This is a genomic window from Alkalibacillus filiformis (assembly GCF_030814115.1).
Classification (GTDB): domain Bacteria; phylum Bacillota; class Bacilli; order Bacillales; family Alkalibacillaceae; genus Alkalibacillus; species Alkalibacillus filiformis.
Genome location: NZ_JAUSUP010000001.1, coordinates 893,991 through 915,669, shown reverse-complemented (window position 1 = coordinate 915,669; position 21,679 = coordinate 893,991). Strand labels below are relative to the sequence as shown.

The 21,679-nt window shown below is 36.8% G+C and carries 20 protein-coding genes and 2 tRNA genes; 21 read left to right on the top strand and 1 reads right to left on the bottom strand.

Features of this window, described 5'->3' with window-relative positions; translation table 11 throughout:
* Positions 1–71: 71 nt before the first annotated feature.
* From polX to J2R98_RS04930, 20 genes are all read left to right on the top strand, one after another.
* Positions 72–1,793, top strand: a complete 1,722-nt coding sequence (polX, locus tag J2R98_RS05025; RefSeq protein ID WP_307066688.1) for a DNA polymerase/3'-5' exonuclease PolX — start codon at positions 72–74, stop codon at positions 1,791–1,793.
* Complete coding sequence (locus J2R98_RS05020) at positions 1,786–4,140, top strand: endonuclease MutS2 (protein WP_307066686.1); 2,355 nt, start codon at positions 1,786–1,788, stop codon at positions 4,138–4,140. Before polX ends, J2R98_RS05020 begins: the two co-directional genes overlap by 8 nt.
* A gap of 402 nt (positions 4,141–4,542) precedes the next feature.
* Positions 4,543–6,243 (top strand): long-chain-fatty-acid--CoA ligase, encoded by a 1,701-nt coding sequence (locus tag J2R98_RS05015; protein WP_307066684.1) that lies wholly within the window; start codon positions 4,543–4,545, stop codon positions 6,241–6,243.
* 106 nt (positions 6,244–6,349) lie between these two features.
* On the top strand, positions 6,350–6,940 hold the full coding sequence (gene fadR / locus J2R98_RS05010; RefSeq protein WP_307066681.1) for a fatty acid metabolism transcriptional regulator FadR: 591 nt from the start codon (positions 6,350–6,352) through the stop codon (positions 6,938–6,940).
* Between the two features lie 15 nt (positions 6,941–6,955).
* Entirely contained in the window at positions 6,956–7,729 is a 774-nt protein-coding gene (locus J2R98_RS05005; protein ID WP_307066679.1) for an enoyl-CoA hydratase, read from the top strand.
* A gap of 18 nt (positions 7,730–7,747) precedes the next feature.
* Positions 7,748–8,521, top strand: coding sequence for an electron transfer flavoprotein subunit beta/FixA family protein (locus J2R98_RS05000; protein WP_307066677.1), 774 nt, complete (start codon positions 7,748–7,750; stop codon positions 8,519–8,521).
* Positions 8,522–8,553: 32 nt separating this feature from the next.
* Entirely contained in the window at positions 8,554–9,525 is a 972-nt protein-coding gene (locus J2R98_RS04995) for an electron transfer flavoprotein subunit alpha/FixB family protein (protein WP_307066675.1), read from the top strand.
* 142 nt (positions 9,526–9,667) lie between these two features.
* Positions 9,668–9,982, top strand: a complete 315-nt coding sequence (gene trxA, locus J2R98_RS04990) for a thioredoxin (RefSeq protein WP_307066673.1) — start codon at positions 9,668–9,670, stop codon at positions 9,980–9,982.
* An 82-nt stretch (positions 9,983–10,064) separates the two neighbouring features.
* Positions 10,065–11,861, top strand: a complete 1,797-nt coding sequence (uvrC, locus tag J2R98_RS04985) for an excinuclease ABC subunit UvrC (RefSeq protein WP_307066671.1) — start codon at positions 10,065–10,067, stop codon at positions 11,859–11,861.
* Positions 11,862–12,030: 169 nt separating this feature from the next.
* A complete protein-coding gene (locus J2R98_RS04980) occupies positions 12,031–12,645 on the top strand; it encodes a succinate dehydrogenase cytochrome b558 subunit (RefSeq protein WP_307066669.1) in 615 nt (204 codons plus the stop codon).
* 53 nt (positions 12,646–12,698) lie between these two features.
* Entirely contained in the window at positions 12,699–14,453 is a 1,755-nt protein-coding gene (sdhA, locus tag J2R98_RS04975) for a succinate dehydrogenase flavoprotein subunit (RefSeq protein WP_307066667.1), read from the top strand.
* A 20-nt stretch (positions 14,454–14,473) separates the two neighbouring features.
* The gene (gene sdhB / locus J2R98_RS04970) at positions 14,474–15,241 is read left to right on the top strand and encodes a succinate dehydrogenase iron-sulfur subunit (protein WP_307066666.1); all 768 of its coding nucleotides are present in this window, start codon (positions 14,474–14,476) and stop codon (positions 15,239–15,241) included.
* Positions 15,242–15,333: 92 nt separating this feature from the next.
* The gene (locus tag J2R98_RS04965) at positions 15,334–15,795 is read left to right on the top strand and encodes an acyl-CoA thioesterase (protein WP_307066664.1); all 462 of its coding nucleotides are present in this window, start codon (positions 15,334–15,336) and stop codon (positions 15,793–15,795) included.
* 113 nt (positions 15,796–15,908) lie between these two features.
* Entirely contained in the window at positions 15,909–16,133 is a 225-nt protein-coding gene (locus J2R98_RS04960; protein ID WP_017186316.1) for a helix-turn-helix domain-containing protein, read from the top strand.
* A 132-nt stretch (positions 16,134–16,265) separates the two neighbouring features.
* Positions 16,266–16,745, top strand: coding sequence for a MarR family winged helix-turn-helix transcriptional regulator (locus tag J2R98_RS04955; RefSeq protein WP_307066661.1), 480 nt, complete (start codon positions 16,266–16,268; stop codon positions 16,743–16,745).
* A gap of 3 nt (positions 16,746–16,748) precedes the next feature.
* Complete coding sequence (racE, locus tag J2R98_RS04950; RefSeq protein WP_307066659.1) at positions 16,749–17,555, top strand: glutamate racemase; 807 nt, start codon at positions 16,749–16,751, stop codon at positions 17,553–17,555.
* A 181-nt stretch (positions 17,556–17,736) separates the two neighbouring features.
* Positions 17,737–18,477, top strand: coding sequence for a ribonuclease PH (gene rph, locus J2R98_RS04945; protein ID WP_307066657.1), 741 nt, complete (start codon positions 17,737–17,739; stop codon positions 18,475–18,477).
* 9 nt (positions 18,478–18,486) lie between these two features.
* Positions 18,487–19,089: an XTP/dITP diphosphatase gene (locus tag J2R98_RS04940; protein WP_307066655.1), complete on the top strand. Its 603-nt coding sequence runs from the start codon at positions 18,487–18,489 to the stop codon at positions 19,087–19,089.
* Between the two features lie 134 nt (positions 19,090–19,223).
* Positions 19,224–19,297 (top strand) — tRNA-Gly (locus J2R98_RS04935).
* Between the two features lie 38 nt (positions 19,298–19,335).
* Positions 19,336–19,412: transfer RNA gene (locus J2R98_RS04930), tRNA-Arg, on the top strand.
* Positions 19,413–19,770: 358 nt separating this feature from the next.
* Here J2R98_RS04930 and J2R98_RS04925 read toward each other — a convergent pair.
* Positions 19,771–20,127 (bottom strand): YuzC family spore coat inner layer protein, encoded by a 357-nt coding sequence (locus J2R98_RS04925; RefSeq protein ID WP_307066652.1) that lies wholly within the window; start codon positions 20,125–20,127, stop codon positions 19,771–19,773.
* A 283-nt stretch (positions 20,128–20,410) separates the two neighbouring features.
* Here J2R98_RS04925 and J2R98_RS04920 point away from each other — a divergent pair, with 283 nt between their 5' ends.
* Complete coding sequence (locus J2R98_RS04920) at positions 20,411–21,655, top strand: C40 family peptidase (RefSeq protein WP_307066650.1); 1,245 nt, start codon at positions 20,411–20,413, stop codon at positions 21,653–21,655.
* Positions 21,656–21,679: the final 24 nt, after the last annotated feature.

Below are 21,679 nucleotides of genomic sequence, written 5' to 3'. Positions count from 1 at the left end.
TTTGCTCACAATGGGTTAACCTCTTTTCTTTTGTTGCAAGTCATGATTCAAAAGTTAAGGGTGGTTACGTTATGGATAAAAAACAAGTGATTAAACATTTAGAGACAATAGCAATTTACTTAGAACTTAAAGGTGAAAATGCCTTTAAAATTTCTGCCTATCGTAAAGCAGCACAAGCGTTAGAGCGCGACGACCGCTCTTTAAGCGAAATAGATGATTTCGGATCACTACAAGGCGTCGGTAAAGGTACGAAGGCAGTCATAGAAGAGTTTGTTGAAAGTGGTGAAACTGTAACGTTAAATGAGTTAGCTAAAGAGGTTCCAGATGGGTTAATTCCTTTACTAAAGCTACAAGGTCTAGGGGGCAAGAAGCTTTCACGTTTATACCATGAATTAGGTGTGATCGATGAAGCAACATTAAGAGAAGCGTGTGAAAGTGGTCAAGTTGAGGCATTAAGTGGTTTTGGAAAGAAATCGGTAGAGAAGATTTTAAAAGCAATAGATGATTTCGGCTCTCAGCCAGAACGATTACCTATTTCTTCTGTAATCCCATTATACGAAGCGATTAGTGCCCAACTTGAGACGACAGAAGGGGTACAACGTTATGCTATTGCTGGGAGTTTCCGGCGTCTTCGAGAAGATGTGAAGGATTTAGATTTCATCATCGCCACGACTGAAGCAGATCATGTTGCAGATCAATTAGTTGAACTGGCTAATGTTAAAGAAATTGTTTCTAAAGGAACTACAAAAGTGACAGTCGTTATTTCGGGCGAATGGGATATTTCAGTTGATTTTCGTATGGTTGAACCTGAAGCGTTTATTACGACATTACATCATTTCACTGGGTCTAAGGATCATAATGTTGAAATGAGACGTCTAGCTAAACAACAAGGTTATAAAATTAGTGAATACGGAATTGAAGAATCAGAGACAGGTGAAGTACACACATTTGAAACTGAAGAACAGTTCTTCGAGTTTTTAGGTGTCGACTACATTCCGCCAGAGTTACGTGAAACAGGTGAAGAAGTAGAATCTGAAATTCCTCAACTCGTATCTTTACCTGATATTAATGGCGATCTTCACATGCACACGACTTGGAGTGACGGAGCGCAATCAATTGAGGAAATGGTTAACAAAGCCCGTGATTACGGTTATAAATTTATGGCTATTACGGATCACTCGAAATATTTGCAAGTCGCAAATGGATTAAATGAAACGAGATTAAGAAAGCAACGTGAAGCAATTGCTGAAGTGAATGAAAAGTATGATGATATACAAATATTATCAGGTGTTGAGATGGATATTTTACCGAATGGTGATTTAGACTTTGATGATGAGTTTTTAAGTGAAATGGATTTTGTCATTGCATCTATTCATTCTCATTTTAACCAAAGCGAAGCAGAAATTATGAATCGTTTAGAAAATGCTATTAAAAACCCCTACGTTCATATGATTGCTCACCCAACTGGTCGTTTAATTGGTAGAAGAGAAGGTTACGCTTTCGATTATGAGCGTTTTATTCGATTAGCAGTCGAAAATAATACAATTATTGAATTAAATGCCAACCCGAACAGGCTTGATTTGGCGTGGGGTTGGTTACAAGTTGCGCAAGAACAAGGGGCAACTATTGCTATTAATACAGATGCTCACAATTATCGAATGTTACAAGATATGAAGGTTGGGGTACAAGCCGCAAGGAAAGGTTGGATTGAAAGAGAAACAGTAATAAATACTTGGGCTTTTGAAGATATCCAACACTTCTTACGAAAGAAAAAAGGTGAGATTAGTGAATGATAAAATATTGCATCAACTAGAATTTAAAAAAATAATTGAAAATTTAATTACTCAAGCTGAGACGAGTTTAGGTAAAGAATTGGCATCTAGTACAACACCGTCATCCAGTTTATTAGAAGTGCAAAAATGGCATGAAGAAACAGATGAAGGTGTACAAGTTCTTCGCTTAAAAGGTCATGTTCCTCTTGGAGGTATTAGTGATATTAGGCCTCACATAAAGCGAGCGAGTATAGGTGGTATGTTGTCAGCTGTAGAATGCTTAGAGGTCGCAAGTACGATTTATGGTGGTCAACAATTTAAAAAGTTTGTTTATACGTTAGAGGAAGAAGAGATTGAAATACCAATATTAGAAGAATGGTGTGAACAAATCTCCAATTTAAATAACTTAGAGCGTTCTATAAAGAACTGTATAGATGAATACGGTCAAGTAATGGATGGTGCTTCAAGCAAGTTGCGTACCATTCGTTCACAAATTCGCTCATATGAAAGTCGAGTGCGTGACCGTTTAGAAGGGTATACGAAATCGAAAAGCCAAATGCTATCTGATGCCATTGTAACGATTCGTAATGAACGTTATGTCATCCCTGTAAAATCAGAGTATAGAAGTAGTTTTGGTGGAATTGTACATGATCAATCGTCTTCTGGTCAGACCCTTTTTATTGAGCCACAATCAGTTGTTGATTTAAATAATAAATTGCAGGAATCTCGTGTCGAAGAACAACATGAAATCGAACGGATTTTGGAGTCATTGTCAGGCTTAATCGAACAAGACGCTGAGTTTTTGCGTCAAAATGTAGATGCATTGCAGCAGATTGATTTTATGTTTGCAAAAGCTAAATTATCTAGAAGCATGAAAGCGTCAAAACCTGAAATGAACCAAGACGGAGTCATTCATATGAGGCAAGCTCGTCATCCGTTAATTCCTAGTGATGAAGTGGTCAGTAACGATGTAGAGTTGGGAGAAGATTTCACCGCAATTGTCATTACAGGTCCAAATACTGGTGGTAAAACAGTGACACTGAAGATGGTAGGACTTTGCACGTTAATGGCACAGTCGGGATTACAAGTACCAGCTTTAGACGGTTGTCAGATGGCAGTTTTTGAGCATGTGTTTGCTGATATTGGAGATGAACAGTCAATCGAGCAAAGTTTAAGTACTTTCTCATCCCATATGACAAACATAGTCGATATTTTAGAACGTGTGAACAGTAATTCATTAGTGTTATTCGATGAATTAGGAGCAGGAACAGACCCACAAGAAGGTGCAGGTCTTGCGATGTCAATTTTAGACCATGTTATATCGAAAAGTGCAAGAGTCATAGCTACAACACACTACCCGGAATTAAAAGCATACGGCTATAATCGTACTGAGGTAACAAATGCTTCAGTTGAATTTGATGTGGAAACTTTAAAGCCGACATACCGTCTTCTTTTAGGTGTCCCAGGAAGAAGTAATGCATTTGATATTTCAAAACGTTTAGGTTTGAAAGATGAAGTAATCGAAAAGGCACAATCGATGGTTAGTGATGATTCTAGGTCTGTTGAGAATATGATCGCATCGTTAGAACAGTCGCGACATAGTGCAGAGCGTGACTATGAGGAAGCCTCTTCTATTCTTTCTGAAGCAGAACAATTCCGAGATGCATTAAAACATGAGTATAACCAGTATTTAAATAAAAAAGAACAGTATGAAGAAAAAGCTAAATCGAAAGCCCAAAAAATTATCGAAGAAGCTGAAGTGCAATCTAAAGAAATATTAGAAGAGTTAAAAGAATTAAAAGAAGATGCGACCGTTAAAGAACACCACTTTATCGATGCACGGAAAAAGCTTGAAGAGCAAAAAGATCAGTTAAAAGCGGACCAGAAATCAAGTCAAGCTGTTAATACTGAAAAGAAAAACGAAAAACTGTTACCTGGTGATGAAGTACATGTAGCCACTTTTAATCAAAACGGGTACATTATTGAGCAGGTTAATGAACAGGAATATGAAGTTCAATTAGGAATTATGAAAATGAAGGTGTCTAAAGGTCAGTTGCAGTTCGTTAAACGTCCTGAACCAGTGAAGACAAAACCGTTAGCAACTGTTAAAGGCAGTCAAGTTCACGTTAAACCAGAACTTGATTTACGTGGACAACGGTATGAAGATGCGATCCACAAGCTAGAAAAGTATATCGATGATGCGTTATTAGCTGGATATCATCAAGTGTCGATTATTCATGGTAAAGGTACTGGGGCGCTCATGAAAGGTGTACAACAATTTGCTAAAGAGCACCGTTCGATTAAAGGGAATGAATTTGCAAGTGCAAATGAAGGTGGTACAGGTGTTACAATCTTGAAGTTAAAATAGTCTAAAATCAATTGTTATGTCATAACATGTTAGAAAGGGAATGGTCATGGAAACACTTGCGAAAGTTTTATGGGTCGTAGCAGCATTGTTTATAATCGTTGGTGTCATCTTTTTAATGGCAAATTAATATAGTAATCAACTAAAGCTCTGTTATATGTCGTACTTTTGATTTGATTTAAACTAACTTTGTTTAATCATTACGAAGTCAATTGTCGTCATAAACAGAGTTTTCTTTAAAAAATTCTTTTTAAGTGGAATAGTAAGTAAAAATAAGGTTTGAGACATACTTTCTGAGCAAAAATAACCACTTTAAGTTCAGATAATTTTAAATAATGTTTTAAATTTGATAATTTTTGTGTTTATAATATTTATAAATATAGTTTTAAAGGAGGATGTCATTTCATGGGGGTTGAAGTAATGAAACCTTGGTTAAAGCATTACCCAGAAGAAGTCCCACAAACGATTGATTATGACAACAGGACGTTACAAAGCTATCTAGTCGAAAGTACGGAAAATTATCCAGACAAAACAGCAATCAATTTTTTAGGGAAAGACTTAACATTTCAAGAATTATTTGATTCGGCTAGAAAAGTAGCAAACTATCTACAAAGTCTAGGTGTAGAAAAAGGTGATCGTGTAGCCATTATGTTACCGAACACACCACAAGCTGTGATGTCTTACTATGGTGCGTTACTAGCTGGAGCGGTTGTCGTACAAACGAATCCACTTTATACAGAGCGTGAATTAGAATATCAAATGAAAGACTCTGGAGCTAAAGTTATTGTTTGTCTAGATATTTTACTTCCGCGTGTAAACGCTATCAGAGAAGAGACGAATTTAGAACATGTGGTTACAACTAGAATTAAAGATTACTTACCGTTTCCGAAAAATGTCGTACAACCAATTTTACAAAAAAGAGAATACGGCATTGTCGTAAAACCAGAGCATGGTGGCAATACTCATGTTTGGACTAATATTATGGACGATGCGACTGTAGAGTACGAAGAACATGATATTGATCCACAAGAAGATTTAGCTTTACTTCAGTATACGGGTGGAACGACAGGATATCCTAAAGGTGTCATGTTAACGCACGGTAATTTAGTGTCTAACACGCAAATGTGTCAAAAATGGTTGTATAAAACAGAGTATGGAAAAGAAACAGTGCTTGGTATATTACCGTTTTTCCATGTTTACGGTATGACAACAGTCATGATTTTATCTGTCATGATGGCACAAAAGATGGTTCTTATTCCGAAGTTTGACGTAGATAATGTGTTAAAAGCTATTCATAAAGAGCGTCCGACGCTGTTTCCAGGTGCACCCACTATTTATATTGGTTTATTAAACCATCCGAAGTTATCTAAATATGATCTGTCTTCAATCGAAGCTTGTATTAGTGGATCAGCACCATTGCCAGTCGAGGTTCAAGAACAATTTGAGAAAGTGACTGGTGGACGTTTAGTTGAAGGTTATGGATTAACAGAAACATCACCTGTAACACATGCTAATTTTGTTTGGGAAAATAGACGTGCAGGAACGATTGGAGTACCTTGGCCAGATACTGATTCTAAAATATTTAATGCCGATACAAATGAAGAGCAGCCTGTTGGTGAAGTAGGAGAGATTATAGTCAAAGGACCACAAGTGATGAAAGGTTATTGGAATAAACCTGACGAAACAGAGCAATCACTTAAAGACGGTTGGTTCTTCACAGGCGATATGGGTTACATGGATGAAGATGGCTACTTTTATATCGTTGATCGTAAAAAAGACATGATTATCGCTGGTGGCTTTAACATATATCCACGTGAAGTTGAGGAAGTGCTTTACGAACACGAAGGGATCCAAGAAGCTGTCGTAGCAGGTATACCTGATCCATATCGAGGAGAAACAGTCAAAGCTTATATCGTCCTTAAAGAAGATGTCGAATTAACAGAAGAAGAATTAGATCAATTCTGTAGAGAAAACTTAGCAGCCTTTAAAGTACCAAAATTATATGAATTTAGAGATGAGTTACCAAAAACTGCGGTAGGAAAGATTTTAAGAAGGAAGTTAGTCGATGAAGAAAAAGAAAAATTACAAAGTAATCAGACAGATTAATATAAATAGTTGACACTTTCCACTTTTCTTTATATTATGATAAATGAATGACCATTCATTCACCCGAGTGTTTGGTCATTCATTAGAATTACAGGAGACTTAATTTATGGAAAACAAATCAAAGCCAAAATACAAGTTAATACTAGATGCTGCTGTTGAAGTGATCGCTGAAAATGGATACCACCATTCTCAAGTATCAAAAATTGCGAAAAAAGCTGGAGTTGCTGATGGGACGATTTATCTTTATTTCAAAAACAAAGAAGATATATTAGTCTCACTTTTTGAAGAGAAGATGGGGCAATTTGTTTCAAAAATTAAAGATGAGATTGAGCAAATTGATGCAGCTGATCAAAAGTTGTACAAGCTTATCGAAATGCATTTTCAACAATTATCAGATGATCCAAGCTTAGCAATTGTAACCCAGCTGGAGTTAAGGCAGTCTAACAAACGTTTAAGGTTGAAGATTAATGAAGTGTTAAAAGGATATTTAACGTTAATGGATGACATCTTACACGAAGGTATGAAAGATGGGACTTTCCAAGACCAATTAAACGTGAAATTAGTTAGACAGGTGCTTTTCGGAACTTTAGATGAAGTTGTAACGAACTGGGTTATGAAAGAGCAGCGGTACAACTTAGTAGAACAGGCTAAGGAAGTTCACTATTTAATTTATAACGGATTACGTAAACATAATTAGAAGGGGGATGGCGTCATGGACCATCTATCATGGGAGAAACAAGGCCAAATAGCTAACGTATTAATTCAAAGTCCTCCTGCAAACGCTTTATCTTCTGGAATTCTTAAAGATTTAAGTAAAGTTTTAGATGAAGTAGAGGCGGACAAATCTATTAAGCTCATAATCTTAAGAGGTGAGGGGAAGTTTTTCTCAGCAGGAGCTGATATTAAAGAGTTTACCTCATTCCAACAACAAGATGATTACAAAAACTTAGCGCAAAAAGGTCAACAGCTATTTGATCGAATTGAGCGCTTTCACATCCCTGTAATTGCTTCAATTCATGGAGCAGCTTTAGGCGGTGGATTAGAGCTAGCAATGGCTTGTCACGTAAGAATTGCAACAAAAGATACTAAGTTAGGTTTACCAGAGTTGAACTTAGGAATTATCCCTGGGTTTGCTGGTTCACAAAGATTGCCACGTTATGTTGGTATTCCGAAAGCTTATGAAATGATCTTATCAGGAGATCCAATTTCAGGTGTTGAAGCTGAAAGACTAGGCTTAGTGAATCATGCTGTAGATGAATCAGAGTTAGAGGAAAAAACACTGTCACTAGCAAACAAATTTGTTGCTAAAAGTGGACCTTCAATTCATGCGATTATGAGCCTATTACCTTATGCACAGACTTCGCAGTTTTTAGAAGGTGTTAATGCAGAAGCAGAACAATTTGGTGAAGTGTTTGGTAATGAAGACGCAAAAGAAGGCGTGCAAGCCTTTATTGAAAAGCGTCAACCAAACTTTAAGGATCAATAGATATAAGGAGGTAATCCAATGAACATTTACGTTCTAATGAAAAAAACTTTCGATACAGAAGAAAAAATTCAAGTTAGCGGAGGCGCTATTGAACAAGATGGTGCTGAATTCATCATTAACCCATATGATGAGTACGCAGTTGAAGAGGCAATTAACATTCGTGATGAGCACGGTGGTGAAGTGACAGTTGTTACAGTAGGTGATGAAGACTCAGAACAACAGCTTCGCACGGCTCTAGCAATGGGTGCTGATAAAGCGACTCTAATTAATATTGAAGATGATGTTGAAGATGGTGATCAATATACAACATCCACTATTCTAGCAACATACTTAAAAGATCAAGAAGTCGATCTTATTCTAGCTGGTAACGTAGCAATTGACCAAGCAAGTGGCCAAGTTGGACCAAGAGTTGCTGATCAGTTAGACATTCCTTATGTGACAACAATTACGGGTATTACAATTGATGGTCAGCAAGTAAATATCGAAAAAGATGTTGAAGGTGACGTAGAAAAAGTTCAAACGTCATTACCATTACTCGTTACTTGTCAGCAAGGGTTAAACGAACCACGCTACCCTTCATTACCTGGAATTATGAAGGCAAAGAAGAAGCCATTAGAAGAGTTAGAATTAGATGATTTAGATTTAGATGAAGGTGATGTAGAAGCTAAGACGGAAACGACTGACGTATTCCTTCCACCTGAAAAAGAAGCAGGTAAAGTGTTAGAAGGCGAAACAGACGATCAAGTGAAAGAGCTTGTTTCACTACTACGTACAGAAGCGAAAGTACTTTAATTTAACAGGTGTAGAAAGGAGATTATAAAGTTATGAGCACAATTTTAGCATTTGCAGAAGCACGTGACGGAGAGTTAAGAAACGTATCATTTGAAACAATTTCAGCAGCAAAACAAATAGATGGAGATGCACAAGTTGTAGGGGTTGTTTTATCAGACCAAAACACTGAAGCATTGGCAGATGAAATGATTCATCACGGTGCTGATCGAGCATTAGTCGTAGAACATGCAGATTTAAAAGAGTATACTTCAGATGCATTTACTCAAGCAGCTATGGCAGTTATTAATGAAGAAGAACCAGACGGAATTGTGATGGGACACACTTCAGCAGGTAAAGACTTATCGCCTCGTTTAGCGAGTAAGTTAGATAATGGTTTAGTATCAGACATCACTGGAATTGAAGGTAGTGGAGATGATGCTGAATTTGTTCGTCCAATCTATTCTGGTAAAGCATTCGAAAAGAAGAAGTTAGCAGATGGCCTTACGTTTGTAACGATTCGACCTAACAACATTGCACCACTTGAAAAAGATACAAATCGTTCTGGTGAAGTGAGTTCATTAGATGTTGATATTAAAGACATTCGAACAGTCATTCAAGAAGTAATTCGTAAAACTTCTGAAGGTGTTGATTTATCAGAAGCGAACATTATCGTTGCAGGTGGTCGTGGTGTTAAAAGTGAAGAAGGTTTCCAACCACTTTATCAGCTTGCCGATGAATTAGGTGCAGCAGTTGGTGCATCACGTGGTGCATGTGACGCTGGTTACTGTGACTACTCACTACAAATTGGTCAAACTGGTAAAGTTGTAACACCTGACCTTTACATTGCAGTCGGTATTTCTGGTGCGATCCAACACTTAGCTGGTATGTCGAATTCAAAAGTAATCGTAGCAATTAACAAAGACCCTGAAGCGAACATTTTCAATGTAGCAGATTACGGAATAGTAGGCGATTTATTCGATGTTATTCCTAAGCTAACTGAAGAAATTAAAGCATTAAAAGTATAAAAGAAATATAGGCTCTTCATCGTGTTAGACGTTGAAGAGCCTGTTCTTTAACTTATTTGTAGTTTACAAACAAAGTATTGGCATGGATTAAGAGCAACGTGCTATACTATGTTTGAATTAGAAAGTATAGGAGGAATTACAAATGGCAATTGTAAACGCAACAGATCAGAATTTTAACGAAGAAACATCTGAAGGATTAGTTTTAGTAGATTTTTGGGCACCTTGGTGTGGTCCATGTAAAATGATTACTCCTGTTTTAGAAGAACTAGATGCAGATATGAGCGATAAAGTTAAAATTGTAAAAGTAGACGTTGATGAGAACCAAGAAACAGCACAAAAATTTGGTGTAATGAGTATTCCAACGTTAATTCTATTTAAAGATGGCGAACAGGTGGATCAAGCACATGGTTTCCAACCTAAAGACGCTCTAGCTGAATTAGTAACTAAAAACGCATAAGTTTTTTCTTTTTAAAGGGCTGACTCATTAGTGAGTTAGCTCTTTATTTCAGTTAATTGAAATATAAAGGGGGGTGAGTGTAATGAATGAACGTATCCAAGAGAAGTTAGCCATTTTACCTGATAAACCAGGCTGTTATTTAATGAAGAGTAAAAAAGATGAAGTCATTTATGTTGGTAAATCTAAAGTGTTAAAAAATCGAGTGCGATCGTATTTTACAAGTGCTAATGATTTAAAGACACAACGTCTCGTTAATGAAATTGTTGACTTCGAGTATATTGTGACAGGTTCAGAGATGGAAGCATTGATTTTAGAAATGAACTTAATAAAAAAATATGACCCAAAATATAACGTCATGTTAAAAGATGATAAAAGTTATCCATTTTTGAAAATAACGAATGAACGACATCCACGCTTAATTGTCACTCGTAAAGTTAAAAAGGATCAGGCAAAATATTTTGGACCATACACGAACGTCAATGCAGCACGTGAAACGAAGAAGTTACTTGATCGACTTTATCCGTTACGTAAATGTAATGTCATGCCGAAACGAGTTTGTCTCTATTATCATATCAACCAATGCTTAGGTCCTTGTGAACACTTCGTAAGTAAGGAAACCAATGAAGAATTAGTCCAAAACATTTCAAAGTTTTTAAATGGTGGTCACAAAGAAATTAAGCAAGAAGTTCAAGAAAAAATGGTGAACGCATCTGAGTCATTAGATTTTGAAAAGGCAAAAGAGTACCGTGATTTAATAGAGCATATTGAAGCGGTTATGGAAAAACAAACAATGGACCTTCATGACTTAACAGACCGTGATATATTTGGATACTCTTATGATAAAGGGTGGATGTGTGTTCAAGTGTTCTTCGTTAGACAAGGGAAGTTAATCGAACGCGATGTATCAATCTTTCCTTTTTATAATGAACCGTCTGAAGCGTTTATTAGCTATATTGCTAGCTTTTACACTCACTCAAACCATATTAAACCCAAAGAAGTTAATGTACCACTTGGAATTGACCATGACTTGATCCAACAATATCTTGATGTGAAAGTAAAAACACCGTATCGTGGTCAGAAGAAAAAGTTAGTCGACTTAGCTCATGAAAATGCCCAAATTGCCTTAAAAGAAAAGTTTTCTTTAATTGAAAAAGATGAAGAAAGAACAATCAAGGCTGTTGAAGAATTAGGTGAAAAGCTAAATATTGAAATCCCCCATCGGATAGAAGCTTTCGATAATTCGAACATACAAGGGGCTCACCCTGTATCTGCATTAGTTGTGTTTATCGATGGTAAACCGAAGAAAAATCAATATCGAAAATATAAAATAAAAACTGTCGATCAGCCAGATGATTATGAAATGATGCGCGAAGTCATTAGAAGAAGGTATAAGCGAGTACTGAAAGAAGGCCTTCCTTTACCAGATTTAATATTAGTGGATGGTGCTAAAGGTCAAATGTCAGCAGCAAAGGATGTCCTGGAAAATGAGCTCGGCTTAGACATTCCGTTATGCGGCTTAGCTAAAAATGAAAAACATAAAACGAGTGAGCTTCTGTATGGCGATCCACCTGAACCAGTTCAAATGAAACGTAATAGTCAGCCGTTTTATTTAATCCATCGCATTCAAGATGAAGTCCATCGATTCGCAATTACTTTCCACAGAGAGCTTAGAGGTAAAGGAGCTGTACAATCAGCTTTAGATGATATTGAAGGGATTGGACCTAAGCGACGACAATTGTTGATCCAACACTTTGGTTCAGTTGAGGAAATAAAAAGTGCAAAATTAGAGGATATAACGAAATTAGGAATTCCTCAAAATGTAGCAGAGACTATCACACAGTACTTTTATAATAATTCTAATGATTCTCGTAAAGATTAATAACAGGGCTACGGTTTTTGGTAACAAATAGTGCCAAATTCAGTCATAACTTTCTTGACGCTTTTACGCGTTAGAAGTACAATAAACATGTCATGTATACTAATTTTTGCATTCAGTTATGTAAATCTTATTTATGAACTATTTTAACATCAAATGAGGGGGGTAACACATGGCGGAAAACCGTGAGTTCTTTAATCGCAGGCTACATTCATTATTAGGTGTTTTTCCGATCGGTTTATTCTTAATGCAGCACTTAGTAGTTAACCACTTTGCTACATATAGTCCAGAAGCGTTTAACAATGCTGCTCACTTTATGGAAAATTTACCTTTAAGAGTTTTCCTTGAATTTGCTCTAATTTATATACCATTACTATTCCACGCAGTTTATGGTGTATATATTGCATTCACTGCTAAGAACAATTTAAGACGTTATGGATTTTTCCGAAATTGGATGTTCATGTTGCAAAGAGCAACAGGAATTATTACGTTAATCTTTATTGTATGGCACGTTTGGGAAACACGTCTAGCACATGCGATTTATGGAACAGAAGTTAACTTTGACATGATGGCTACTATTTTAGAATCGACATTTATGTTCTGGTTCTACATTGTAGGTGTCGTTGCAGCAGTATTCCACTTTGCTAACGGACTATGGTCTTTCTTTGTAACTTGGGGTATTACAGTGACACCAAGATCACAAAAGATCTTAACGTACGCAACGCTAGGGATCTTCATTATCTTCACCTATATGGGTATTGCATCATTAATCGCTTTCGCTTATTAATTTAAAATGTACTAACAATTTAGTAATTGGTTAAAAGGGAGTGAAACTTCATTATGAGTAATAAAAATATCGTGGTAGTAGGCGGTGGCTTAGCTGGTTTAATGGCTACTATTAAAGCTGCTGAAGCAGGCGTACACGTTGATTTAATTTCACTTGTTCCTGTAAAACGCTCCCACTCTGTATGTGCACAAGGTGGTATTAACGGTGCCGTTAATACGAAAGGTGAAGGTGACTCACCTTGGGAACACTTTGATGATACGGTATATGGTGGTGACTTCTTAGCAAACCAACCACCAGTAAGAGATATGTGTGAAGCAGCACCAAGCATTATTCATATGCTTGATCGTATGGGAGTTATGTTTAACCGTACACCAGAGGGGCTGTTAGACTTCCGTCGTTTTGGTGGTACACAACATCACCGTACTGCATTCGCAGGAGCAACAACAGGACAACAGCTATTATATGCATTAGACGAACAAGTTCGTCGTCATGAAGCAAATGGACTTGTTACAAAATATGAAGGTTGGGACTTTTTACAGGCTGTCATTGACGATGACGGTGTATCACGTGGTGTCGTTGCACAAGACATTCAATCACATGAAGTGAGAGTGTTTAAAGCGGACGCATCGATTATCGCAACAGGTGGTCCTGGTATTATCTTCGGTAAATCAACAAACTCTGTTATTAACACAGGTTCTGCTGCATCAAATCTATATCGTCAAGGAGCAGTATACGCAAATGGTGAGTTTATTCAAATTCACCCAACAGCGATTCCTGGCGACGATAAATTACGATTAATGTCAGAGTCTGCTCGTGGTGAAGGTGGCCGTGTTTGGACTTATAAAGACGGTAAACCGTGGTATTTCTTAGAGGAAAAGTACCCAGCATACGGTAACTTAGTACCTCGTGATATCGCAACTCGTGAGATTTTCGATGTGTGTGTAAACCAAAAGCTAGGTATCAATGGTGAAAACATGGTTTACCTAGACTTATCTCACAAAGATCCAGAAGAGTTAGACGTTAAATTAGGTGGAATTATCGAGATTTATGAGAAGTTTGTTGGTGAAGACCCACGTAAAGTTCCTATGAAAATCTTCCCAGCAGTACACTACTCAATGGGTGGTTTATGGGTAGACTATGATCAAATGACAAATATTCCTGGTATTTTCGCTGCAGGTGAGTGTGATTACACAATCCATGGTGGAAACCGATTAGGTGCAAACTCTCTACTATCTTGTATTTATGGCGGTATGGTTGCAGGACCAAACGCAGTTAAATATATTGATGGCTTAGAGGAGTTAGCTGAAGATCAATCTTCAGAGTTATTTGAAGCGAAGAAGAAAGAAGAAGAAGAGAAATTCGAAAGCATTTTAAATATGACAACTGGTAAAGAGAACGCTTATCAAATTCACCGTGAACTAGGTGAATGGATGACTGATAACGTCACAGTTGTTCGTGAAAATGAGAGTTTATTAAAGACTGATGAAAAGATTCAAGAACTAATGGAACGTGCGAAAGACATTAACGTTAATGATACTTCAAGGTGGAGTAACCAAACGGCAATGTTCGTACGTCAGTTAGATAGCATGTTACAATTAGCACGAGTGATTACACAAGGTGCTTATAATCGTAATGAAAGTCGTGGAGCTCACTATAAGCCTGAATTCCCAGATCGTAACGATGAAGAATGGTTAAAGACGACAAAAGCGACTTTCAATGCTGAAAAGAATGGTCCAGACTTCGAATATGTTGATGTCGATACGTCATTAATTGAACCACGTAAGCGTGACTATTCTAAGACTAAATAAGCATAGAGGGGGTAAAGAGTATGGCGGAAGATCACAAAACAATTAGAATGATCGTTCAGCGTCAGGATGAACCTGAAGCTCTACCGTACGAAGAGGAATTTGAGATTCCATATCGTAAAAATATGAACGTAATCTCTGCTCTGATGGAAATCCGTCGTAACCCAGTAAATGCAAAAGGGGAGCAAACAACTCCAGTTTATTGGGATATGGGGTGTCTAGAAGAAGTTTGCGGCGCTTGTTCAATGGTAATCAATGGAAAAGCGATGCAATCTTGTACAGCATTAATTGACCAATTAGAGCAACCGGTACGTTTAGAACCAATGAAAACTTTCCCAGTTATGCGTGACTTAGCAGTAGACCGTAGTCGTATGTTCGACTCTCTTAAAAAGGTTAAAGCATGGGTTCCAATCGATGGTACTTATGATCTTGGAGAAGGTCCACGTATGCCTGAAAGTAAACGTCAATGGGCTTATGAATTATCAAAATGTATGACTTGTGGTGTTTGTTTAGAAGCTTGTCCAAATGTGAATAGCAACTCTGACTTTATTGGACCGGCAGCATTATCACAAGTGCGCCTATTTAATTCTCATCCAACAGGTGCTTATCATAAGGCAGAACGTATGGATGCATTATTAGATGATGGTGGTTTACAAAACTGTGGTAACTCACAAAACTGTGTACAAGCTTGTCCAAAAGGTATTCCTTTAACAACTTCAATCGCAGCATTAAACCGTGAAGCAACTTTACATTCATTTAAGAGCTTCTTCGGTAGTGACTATCAACATTAAAAAAAGCAAAAAAGGCTGACAAAAGTCAGCCTTTTTTAAGGTTAATTTTAGTCTGATTATTCGTAAATTTAAGTTAACAGGAGTGATCTAGCATGAAAACACCTAACTATATTGAAGACATGAACGAGTGGATCAATGAATTTTGTTTTTACATACCGATTAATATTCGTTTTTCAGAGACTGACATGTTTGGTCACGTTAATAATGTATCGCCATTTATATACTTTGAAGAGGCAAGAATTGCATATATGAAAGAAATTAACCTGTTCGGAGACTTAAAGCCAGGGGTAAATAAAGTACCAGTTGTGAGTGACTTGCAATGCGATTATTTAAAACAAATTTATTTTGGTGAACAAATACAAATGTACGTTAAAACTAATAACATTGGTAATAGCTCAATTGATATTCACTATATGGGGAAAAATAGCCAAGGTGAAATTTGTTTAGTTGGAAGAGGAAGAATTGTCCAAATTGATTCCTCTACAGGAAAGGCAGAACCTTTCAATGAAGAGCAAATAGAGAGCTTAAACAGTAAAAAAACGATTAATCAATAAAACAATGACACATATCGCGAACATAGAAACGTCCACTGTCATAAACTATGGTGACTAATTAAAATCCTCATGAAAGAAGTAGCTCACTTCTTAAATGGAGGAGGGGTTACCGCTTGGACAGCAAAAAGTATCGACCTAGCAATATATTAACGAAGAGAGAGAGAGAAGTTTTTGAATTGCTCGTTCAAGATAAGACGACAAAAGAAATAGCTGAGGAGTTATTTATTTCTGAAAAAACAGTGAGGAATCACATATCGAACACAATTCAAAAATTACAAGTAAAGGGGCGTTCACAAGCTGTTGTTGAGTTAATACGGCTCGGTGAAATCGAACTTTAAATTGGCCGGCTATTAACGTAGCCGGTCTTTTATTAAATTTGTTATAATATATAAAAACGACGTTGACTTGCATTTTTCGAGCAAAAAAGTGAAAATAATATAAAAGGTACGTTTAATTAAGGGGGCAAACCATTGCATTCGACAATTGATTTAAAAGTGATTGCAGAGTTAGAAAAAGATGTACGCTACATATCACACATGGTGAAGCAAAGAGGTCGTGAAATACTTAATCATTACCCAATTACACCACCTCAATTTATAGCACTTCAGTGGCTATTAGATTCTGGTGATTTAACAATCGGTGAGTTATCTAAGAAAATGTACTTAGCATTTAGTACAACGACAGATTTAGTGGATCGAATGGAGAAAAATGAATTAATTGAACGTGTAAGAGACCCAAAAGATCGTCGAGTTGTTCGAATACATTTATTAGATAAAGGTAAAGAGATCATTGATGAAGTTATTGAAAAACGCCAAGAGTATTTACAAGAAGTGTTAAAAACATACTCATCAGAAGAAGTTGAGAAACTACGTAGTTCTATGACACAACTTTATAATGAAATGAAGGGGCATGAAGAAGCTCAAGAAAAAGACAGCAAGAAGGAGTCCTAAACATTGGAAAGACCAATAGGTGTAATTGATTCAGGAATAGGCGGTTTAACAGTTTTATATGAACTTAAAAGACAGCTTCCGAAAGAGGAGTTTGTTTATTTAGGTGATACGTTAAGGTGTCCATATGGCTCGAAAAAAGCCGATGAAGTTAGGCAATACACGTGGGAGATCGTTGAATACTTATTAACTTTTGATATTAAACTGCTTGTAGTTGCCTGTAACACTGCAACAGCAATTGTTTTAGAAGAATTAAAACAATACTTATCGATTCCTGTTGTTGGTGTCATCGAACCAGGAGCAAGAGCAGCTATTAAATCAACAGAAACTGAGCATGTAGGGATCATCGGAACAGAAAATACAATCTCGAGTCAAGCATATGAATATGCATTAAAGCAAATTAACCCGAACATACAGACAGTTGGAGTTGCTTGTCCACGGTTCGTTCCACTAATAGAGTCTGGAAGGATTTCAGGGCCAGAGGCTAAGCAAGTTGTTCATGAGAGTTTGGTTAATATAAAGAATGATTCTAGTATAGATGCATTGATTTTAGGTTGTACACATTACCCGATTATTCAACCTGTTATAGAAGATGTTTTAGGTAAACGTGTGACCGTATTGTCTTCAGCTTTAGAGACCGGTGCGGAAGTCAGTGCTAGCTTAACGTTTTATAACATGCATACAACTAAGGATGAGTTTCCACTTTCTGACCCTTTAATATTAACTACGGGAAGTTTGAGTGTTTTACAACGTTTAAAAGATGAAATTTTTCATTTTACTAATAGTCAAGTAAAGCAAGTGTCGATCTTGTAAAACTTATGCCATCTATGAATGGTGTAAGTTTTTTTATGTTTAAATTGTTTTAAATTGTAGATAACTGATAAATATAGAGCTGACATCATAATGCGTATGTTATACTGTATGCGGTGTATAGCAATCAGAACTATAGATAAAATAATAGTCGATTGTTTATGGAAGTTTGAGGAGGCAAAAGATGAGAATTGATGGACGTCGTAACGATGAACTAAGAAATATGACTATTACAACGAATTTCACAAAACACCCTGAAGGTTCTGTTTTAATTTCAGTTGGCGATACGAAAGTCATTTGTAATGCAAGTGTTGAAAAGCGTGTACCTCCGTTCTTAAGAGGAGAAGGTAAAGGTTGGATTACCGCAGAGTATGCCATGTTACCTAGAGCGACAGAACAACGTAACATTCGTGAATCTTCTAAAGGTAAAGTAGCTGGCCGTACAATGGAAATACAACGGTTAATTGGACGCTCATTAAGAGCTATTATTGACCTTGAAAAAATCGGTGAGCGTACAATTTGGGTTGACTGTGATGTGATTCAAGCAGACGGTGGAACGAGAACAGCAGCTATTACAGGGGCATTTGTAGCAACAACATTGGCATGTGCTAAATTATTAGAAGATGATCTAATTAAAGAAATGCCAATTACTAACTTTTTAGCAGCAACTTCTGTTGGTATAACACCAGAATCAGAAGCCATACTGGATTTGTGCTATGATGAAGATTCAAAGGCTAATGTTGATTTGAACTTAGTTATGACAGATCAAGGTGAATTTGTCGAGTTACAAGGCACAGGAGAAGAAGCGACATTCACACCAAGTCAGTTAAACGAAATGCTGCAGTTAGGTACAAGTGGAATTAATCAAATTATTAACATACAAAAAGATGCATTAGGTGAAGCAGCTCATTTAATTCATAGTTAGGGGAATTCGATGAAAACAATATATGTTGCAACGACTAATAAAGGTAAAATTAAAGAGTTTGAACAAATTTTATCTGGTTTGTCTATCAAAATTGAAAGCTTACAAGATCATGTGGCGAACATGGAAGATGTAGAAGAGACAGGTGAAACTTTCGAAGAGAATGCCGTTTTAAAAGCTGAAACTTATGCTACAAGACATAACTTGCCTGTTATTGCAGATGACTCAGGTTTAGAAATTAATGCTTTAAATGGAGAGCCTGGTGTATATTCAGCTCGTTATGCAGGTGAAGAGAAAAGCGATGATGCCAATATTGAAAAAGTACTTGCAAAGTTAGATGAAAAGAAAGCGGATGACCGAAGCGCAGCTTTCGTCTGTGTTATGGCCTATGCTGAACCAGGAGAAGAAGCATTGACTACAAAGGGTAAGTGCCATGGGACGATCACAAATGAGCGACAAGGTAGTGAAGGCTTTGGTTATGATCCTATTTTTAAACCAACTGGGTATAGTCAAACCTTATCTGAACTAGGACCTTCAGTAAAAAATGAAATAAGTCACCGTCGAATGGCATTAAATGATATGGTAAACGTATTGACTGAAAAAGTTTCAGGTTAAGGGCAAGTCCCTACCTGAAACTTAAACTTAAAATTTTTATAGGTTGTGTGTTGACATTAGAGGTCGTTCTTTTATATAATAATCTTTGTCCGCAACAGAGGAATAAAACATGGTGGCAAGCAACAGTTCATTATGCGGGTGTAGTTTAATGGTAAAACCTCAGCCTTCCAAGCTGATGTTGTGGGTTCGATTCCCATCACCCGCTCCATCTTAATACATAAGTAATCTTTGAAATTACTTGGAAAGGTCCCGGTAGCTCAGCAGGATAGAGCAACAGCCTTCTAAGCTGTCGGTCGCAGGTTCGAATCCTGCCCGGGACGCCATTTTTATAACATAGTATGATTAATTACATACACCAAATGCTTCAGACTCGATAAGAGTTTGAGGCATTTTTTATATTAATTTTGAGTATAGAAGATAGTTGATGTTCTTCTAAAGAAGTATAAAATTATGAGTTCAGTAGTGGTTCTTCGAGGGAATTTGTAAGAAAAGCTAGACAAGCAAGTCATGAAGAAGAATATATATTACATGTACATTGGTCAGACAATGAAAGGACCTATGAAGATGATTTAATACCAAGGACAAGACACTTTATTCCTTTTCAATAAGCTAAAACATGGTGTCACTAAACAAAAGAACGACCAAATAGGGTCGTTTTTTTAATGCAACACAGTAGGTTAGTTACCACCTTAAAAGCATCGTCAGTACACAGCAATCTCCGGCATTAGCACTCGTCCTCATCTTGATTGTGATACCACTTGGAGTAAACTCGACATCAAGGTCATGTTCTACACCCGTTCCTTGAAGCAGTTGTTGAACACGTTCGAGGTCATTGACTTGAGCTGCTTCCATCACTTCAAATGCTAGTTCATCAGATTGTGACAATTGATCAAGCATTAAGCTTCCGTCCGCCATTAAGTGACTAAAGGCTTCGGCAGACTCCATAAACTTTAACGGGTCGACTTCAGGAAATTCTTGACGTTGTTGATCACAAATAATTTCTGGAGAATAAACATAACAATTAAGACTCACGTTCATCGTGTTCCTCCTTAAATTGCCTTCTTCTTACCAACATATGTCATGGATTATTATATGTGAGATGATAAAATGGTTATGTGTATTAAGTCTTATTAGGTGAGCCACCATACATGAAATATAGACTAGAATACATTAGTAATAAATAGAGAATTATCGACAAAATGATACTAAATATATAATAAAATGAAATATAATTGTAATAACTCTATTATCTATTTGAAATGAGATATATGTTATACTCTATAAAAGAGATTTAATAGATTTGTATTTGGGGGAAGCGATCGTGAATAAAATTATATACTCAATAGCTTTAACTCTATTAGTAACTTTAGCATTTACAGCTACTACATATGCAGAAACTGATGAGCTAAGAGATCGAGAGTCAGAAATTTCGGATGAACGTTCACAACTTAGTGAAGAGTTGTCTGAAGCGGAATCAGAGCTAGCTGAAGTTTTAACTGAATTAGAAGAGTTAAATCAAGAGATTGATCGCATTAATGAAGCCAGGGAACAAAATGAGGCAAAGCTAGAAGAAACAGAGCAACAAATCGATGAAACACAAGAAGAGGCGGATTACTTAGAAGAAGAAATTGAAACAATTCAAGAGAGAATTGACATCCGTCAAGAAGTGTTAAATGAAAGGTTATCGACGTTACAAAGAAACGGCGGTAATGTAAATTATATTGATGTAATACTTGGTGCTAGTAATTTTGGAGAATTTGTTAGCCGTGTCACTACGGTAAACAAAATAATGGATTCTGATAAAGATTTAGTCGATCAACAAGTAGCTGATAAAAATGAGGTTGAAGATAAGCAGCAAACATTGTTAGATCGTTTAAATGAATTAGAATCGATGGAAGAAGAACTAGTCGGAATGAACGAATTACTAGAGGATCAAAAAGATTCTAGTGAACAGAAGCAAGATGAATTACAAGATAAACAACAAGAGTTAGTAGCCTTACAAGAAGAATTAGAAGTTCAAGATCGAGAATTGGCTTCTCTTCAAGAGGAAGTTAGACAAGATATTGAACGTGAAGAAGCTGAAAGTGTAACACTAGCTTCTAGTAATAGTTCTAGTAATGACAGCTCTAGTAGTAGTGGAGACGTTAGTAATACAGTTCAGTCATCTTCATCTTCACCTTCCAATGTTAGCGGAAACGGTAGTATGGAAAGTGTAATTGCAGCAGGTATGACACAAACTGGCACTCCTTATGTTTGGGGTGGAACCTCTACATCAGGCTTTGACTGTTCGGGTTTCTTAACATGGGCATTCAGTCAAGGAGGACTCAATGTACAAGGACGTACTACTGATGATTTCGTTCATGTAGGTACAAGGGTGTCAGCAAGTGAGGTGCAAAGAGGGGACCTAGTCTTCTTTGATACGTACAAGCAAAATGGACATATTGGAATTTATTTAGGTAACGGTCAGTTTTTAGGTGCACAAAACTCAACAGGAGTAGCTGTTGCTAATATGACATCTGGTTACTGGAATCAAAAATTTAACGGTCACGTTCGCCGTATACAATAATTGTTCATGAGAAATACCAGTCGA

Bases quoted from the DNA above. Each gene is read 5' to 3' on its own strand.
- J2R98_RS04995 (WP_307066675.1), top strand. From the start codon at position 8,554: ATGAGCACAATTTTAGCATTTGCAGAAGCACGTGACGGAGAGTTAAGA.
- J2R98_RS05005 (WP_307066679.1), top strand. From the start codon at position 6,956: ATGGACCATCTATCATGGGAGAAACAAGGCCAAATAGCTAACGTATTA.
- J2R98_RS04940 (WP_307066655.1), top strand. From the start codon at position 18,487: ATGAAAACAATATATGTTGCAACGACTAATAAAGGTAAAATTAAAGAG.
- sdhB (WP_307066666.1), top strand. From the start codon at position 14,474: ATGGCGGAAGATCACAAAACAATTAGAATGATCGTTCAGCGTCAGGAT.
- J2R98_RS05015 (WP_307066684.1), top strand. From the start codon at position 4,543: ATGGGGGTTGAAGTAATGAAACCTTGGTTAAAGCATTACCCAGAAGAA.
- trxA (WP_307066673.1), top strand. From the start codon at position 9,668: ATGGCAATTGTAAACGCAACAGATCAGAATTTTAACGAAGAAACATCT.
- polX (WP_307066688.1), top strand. From the start codon at position 72: ATGGATAAAAAACAAGTGATTAAACATTTAGAGACAATAGCAATTTAC.
- uvrC (WP_307066671.1), top strand. From the start codon at position 10,065: ATGAATGAACGTATCCAAGAGAAGTTAGCCATTTTACCTGATAAACCA.
- sdhA (WP_307066667.1), top strand. From the start codon at position 12,699: ATGAGTAATAAAAATATCGTGGTAGTAGGCGGTGGCTTAGCTGGTTTA.
- J2R98_RS04965 (WP_307066664.1), top strand. From the start codon at position 15,334: ATGAAAACACCTAACTATATTGAAGACATGAACGAGTGGATCAATGAA.
- J2R98_RS04980 (WP_307066669.1), top strand. From the start codon at position 12,031: ATGGCGGAAAACCGTGAGTTCTTTAATCGCAGGCTACATTCATTATTA.
- fadR (WP_307066681.1), top strand. From the start codon at position 6,350: ATGGAAAACAAATCAAAGCCAAAATACAAGTTAATACTAGATGCTGCT.
- J2R98_RS05000 (WP_307066677.1), top strand. From the start codon at position 7,748: ATGAACATTTACGTTCTAATGAAAAAAACTTTCGATACAGAAGAAAAA.
- J2R98_RS04925 (WP_307066652.1), bottom strand. From the start codon at position 20,127: ATGAACGTGAGTCTTAATTGTTATGTTTATTCTCCAGAAATTATTTGT.
- rph (WP_307066657.1), top strand. From the start codon at position 17,737: ATGAGAATTGATGGACGTCGTAACGATGAACTAAGAAATATGACTATT.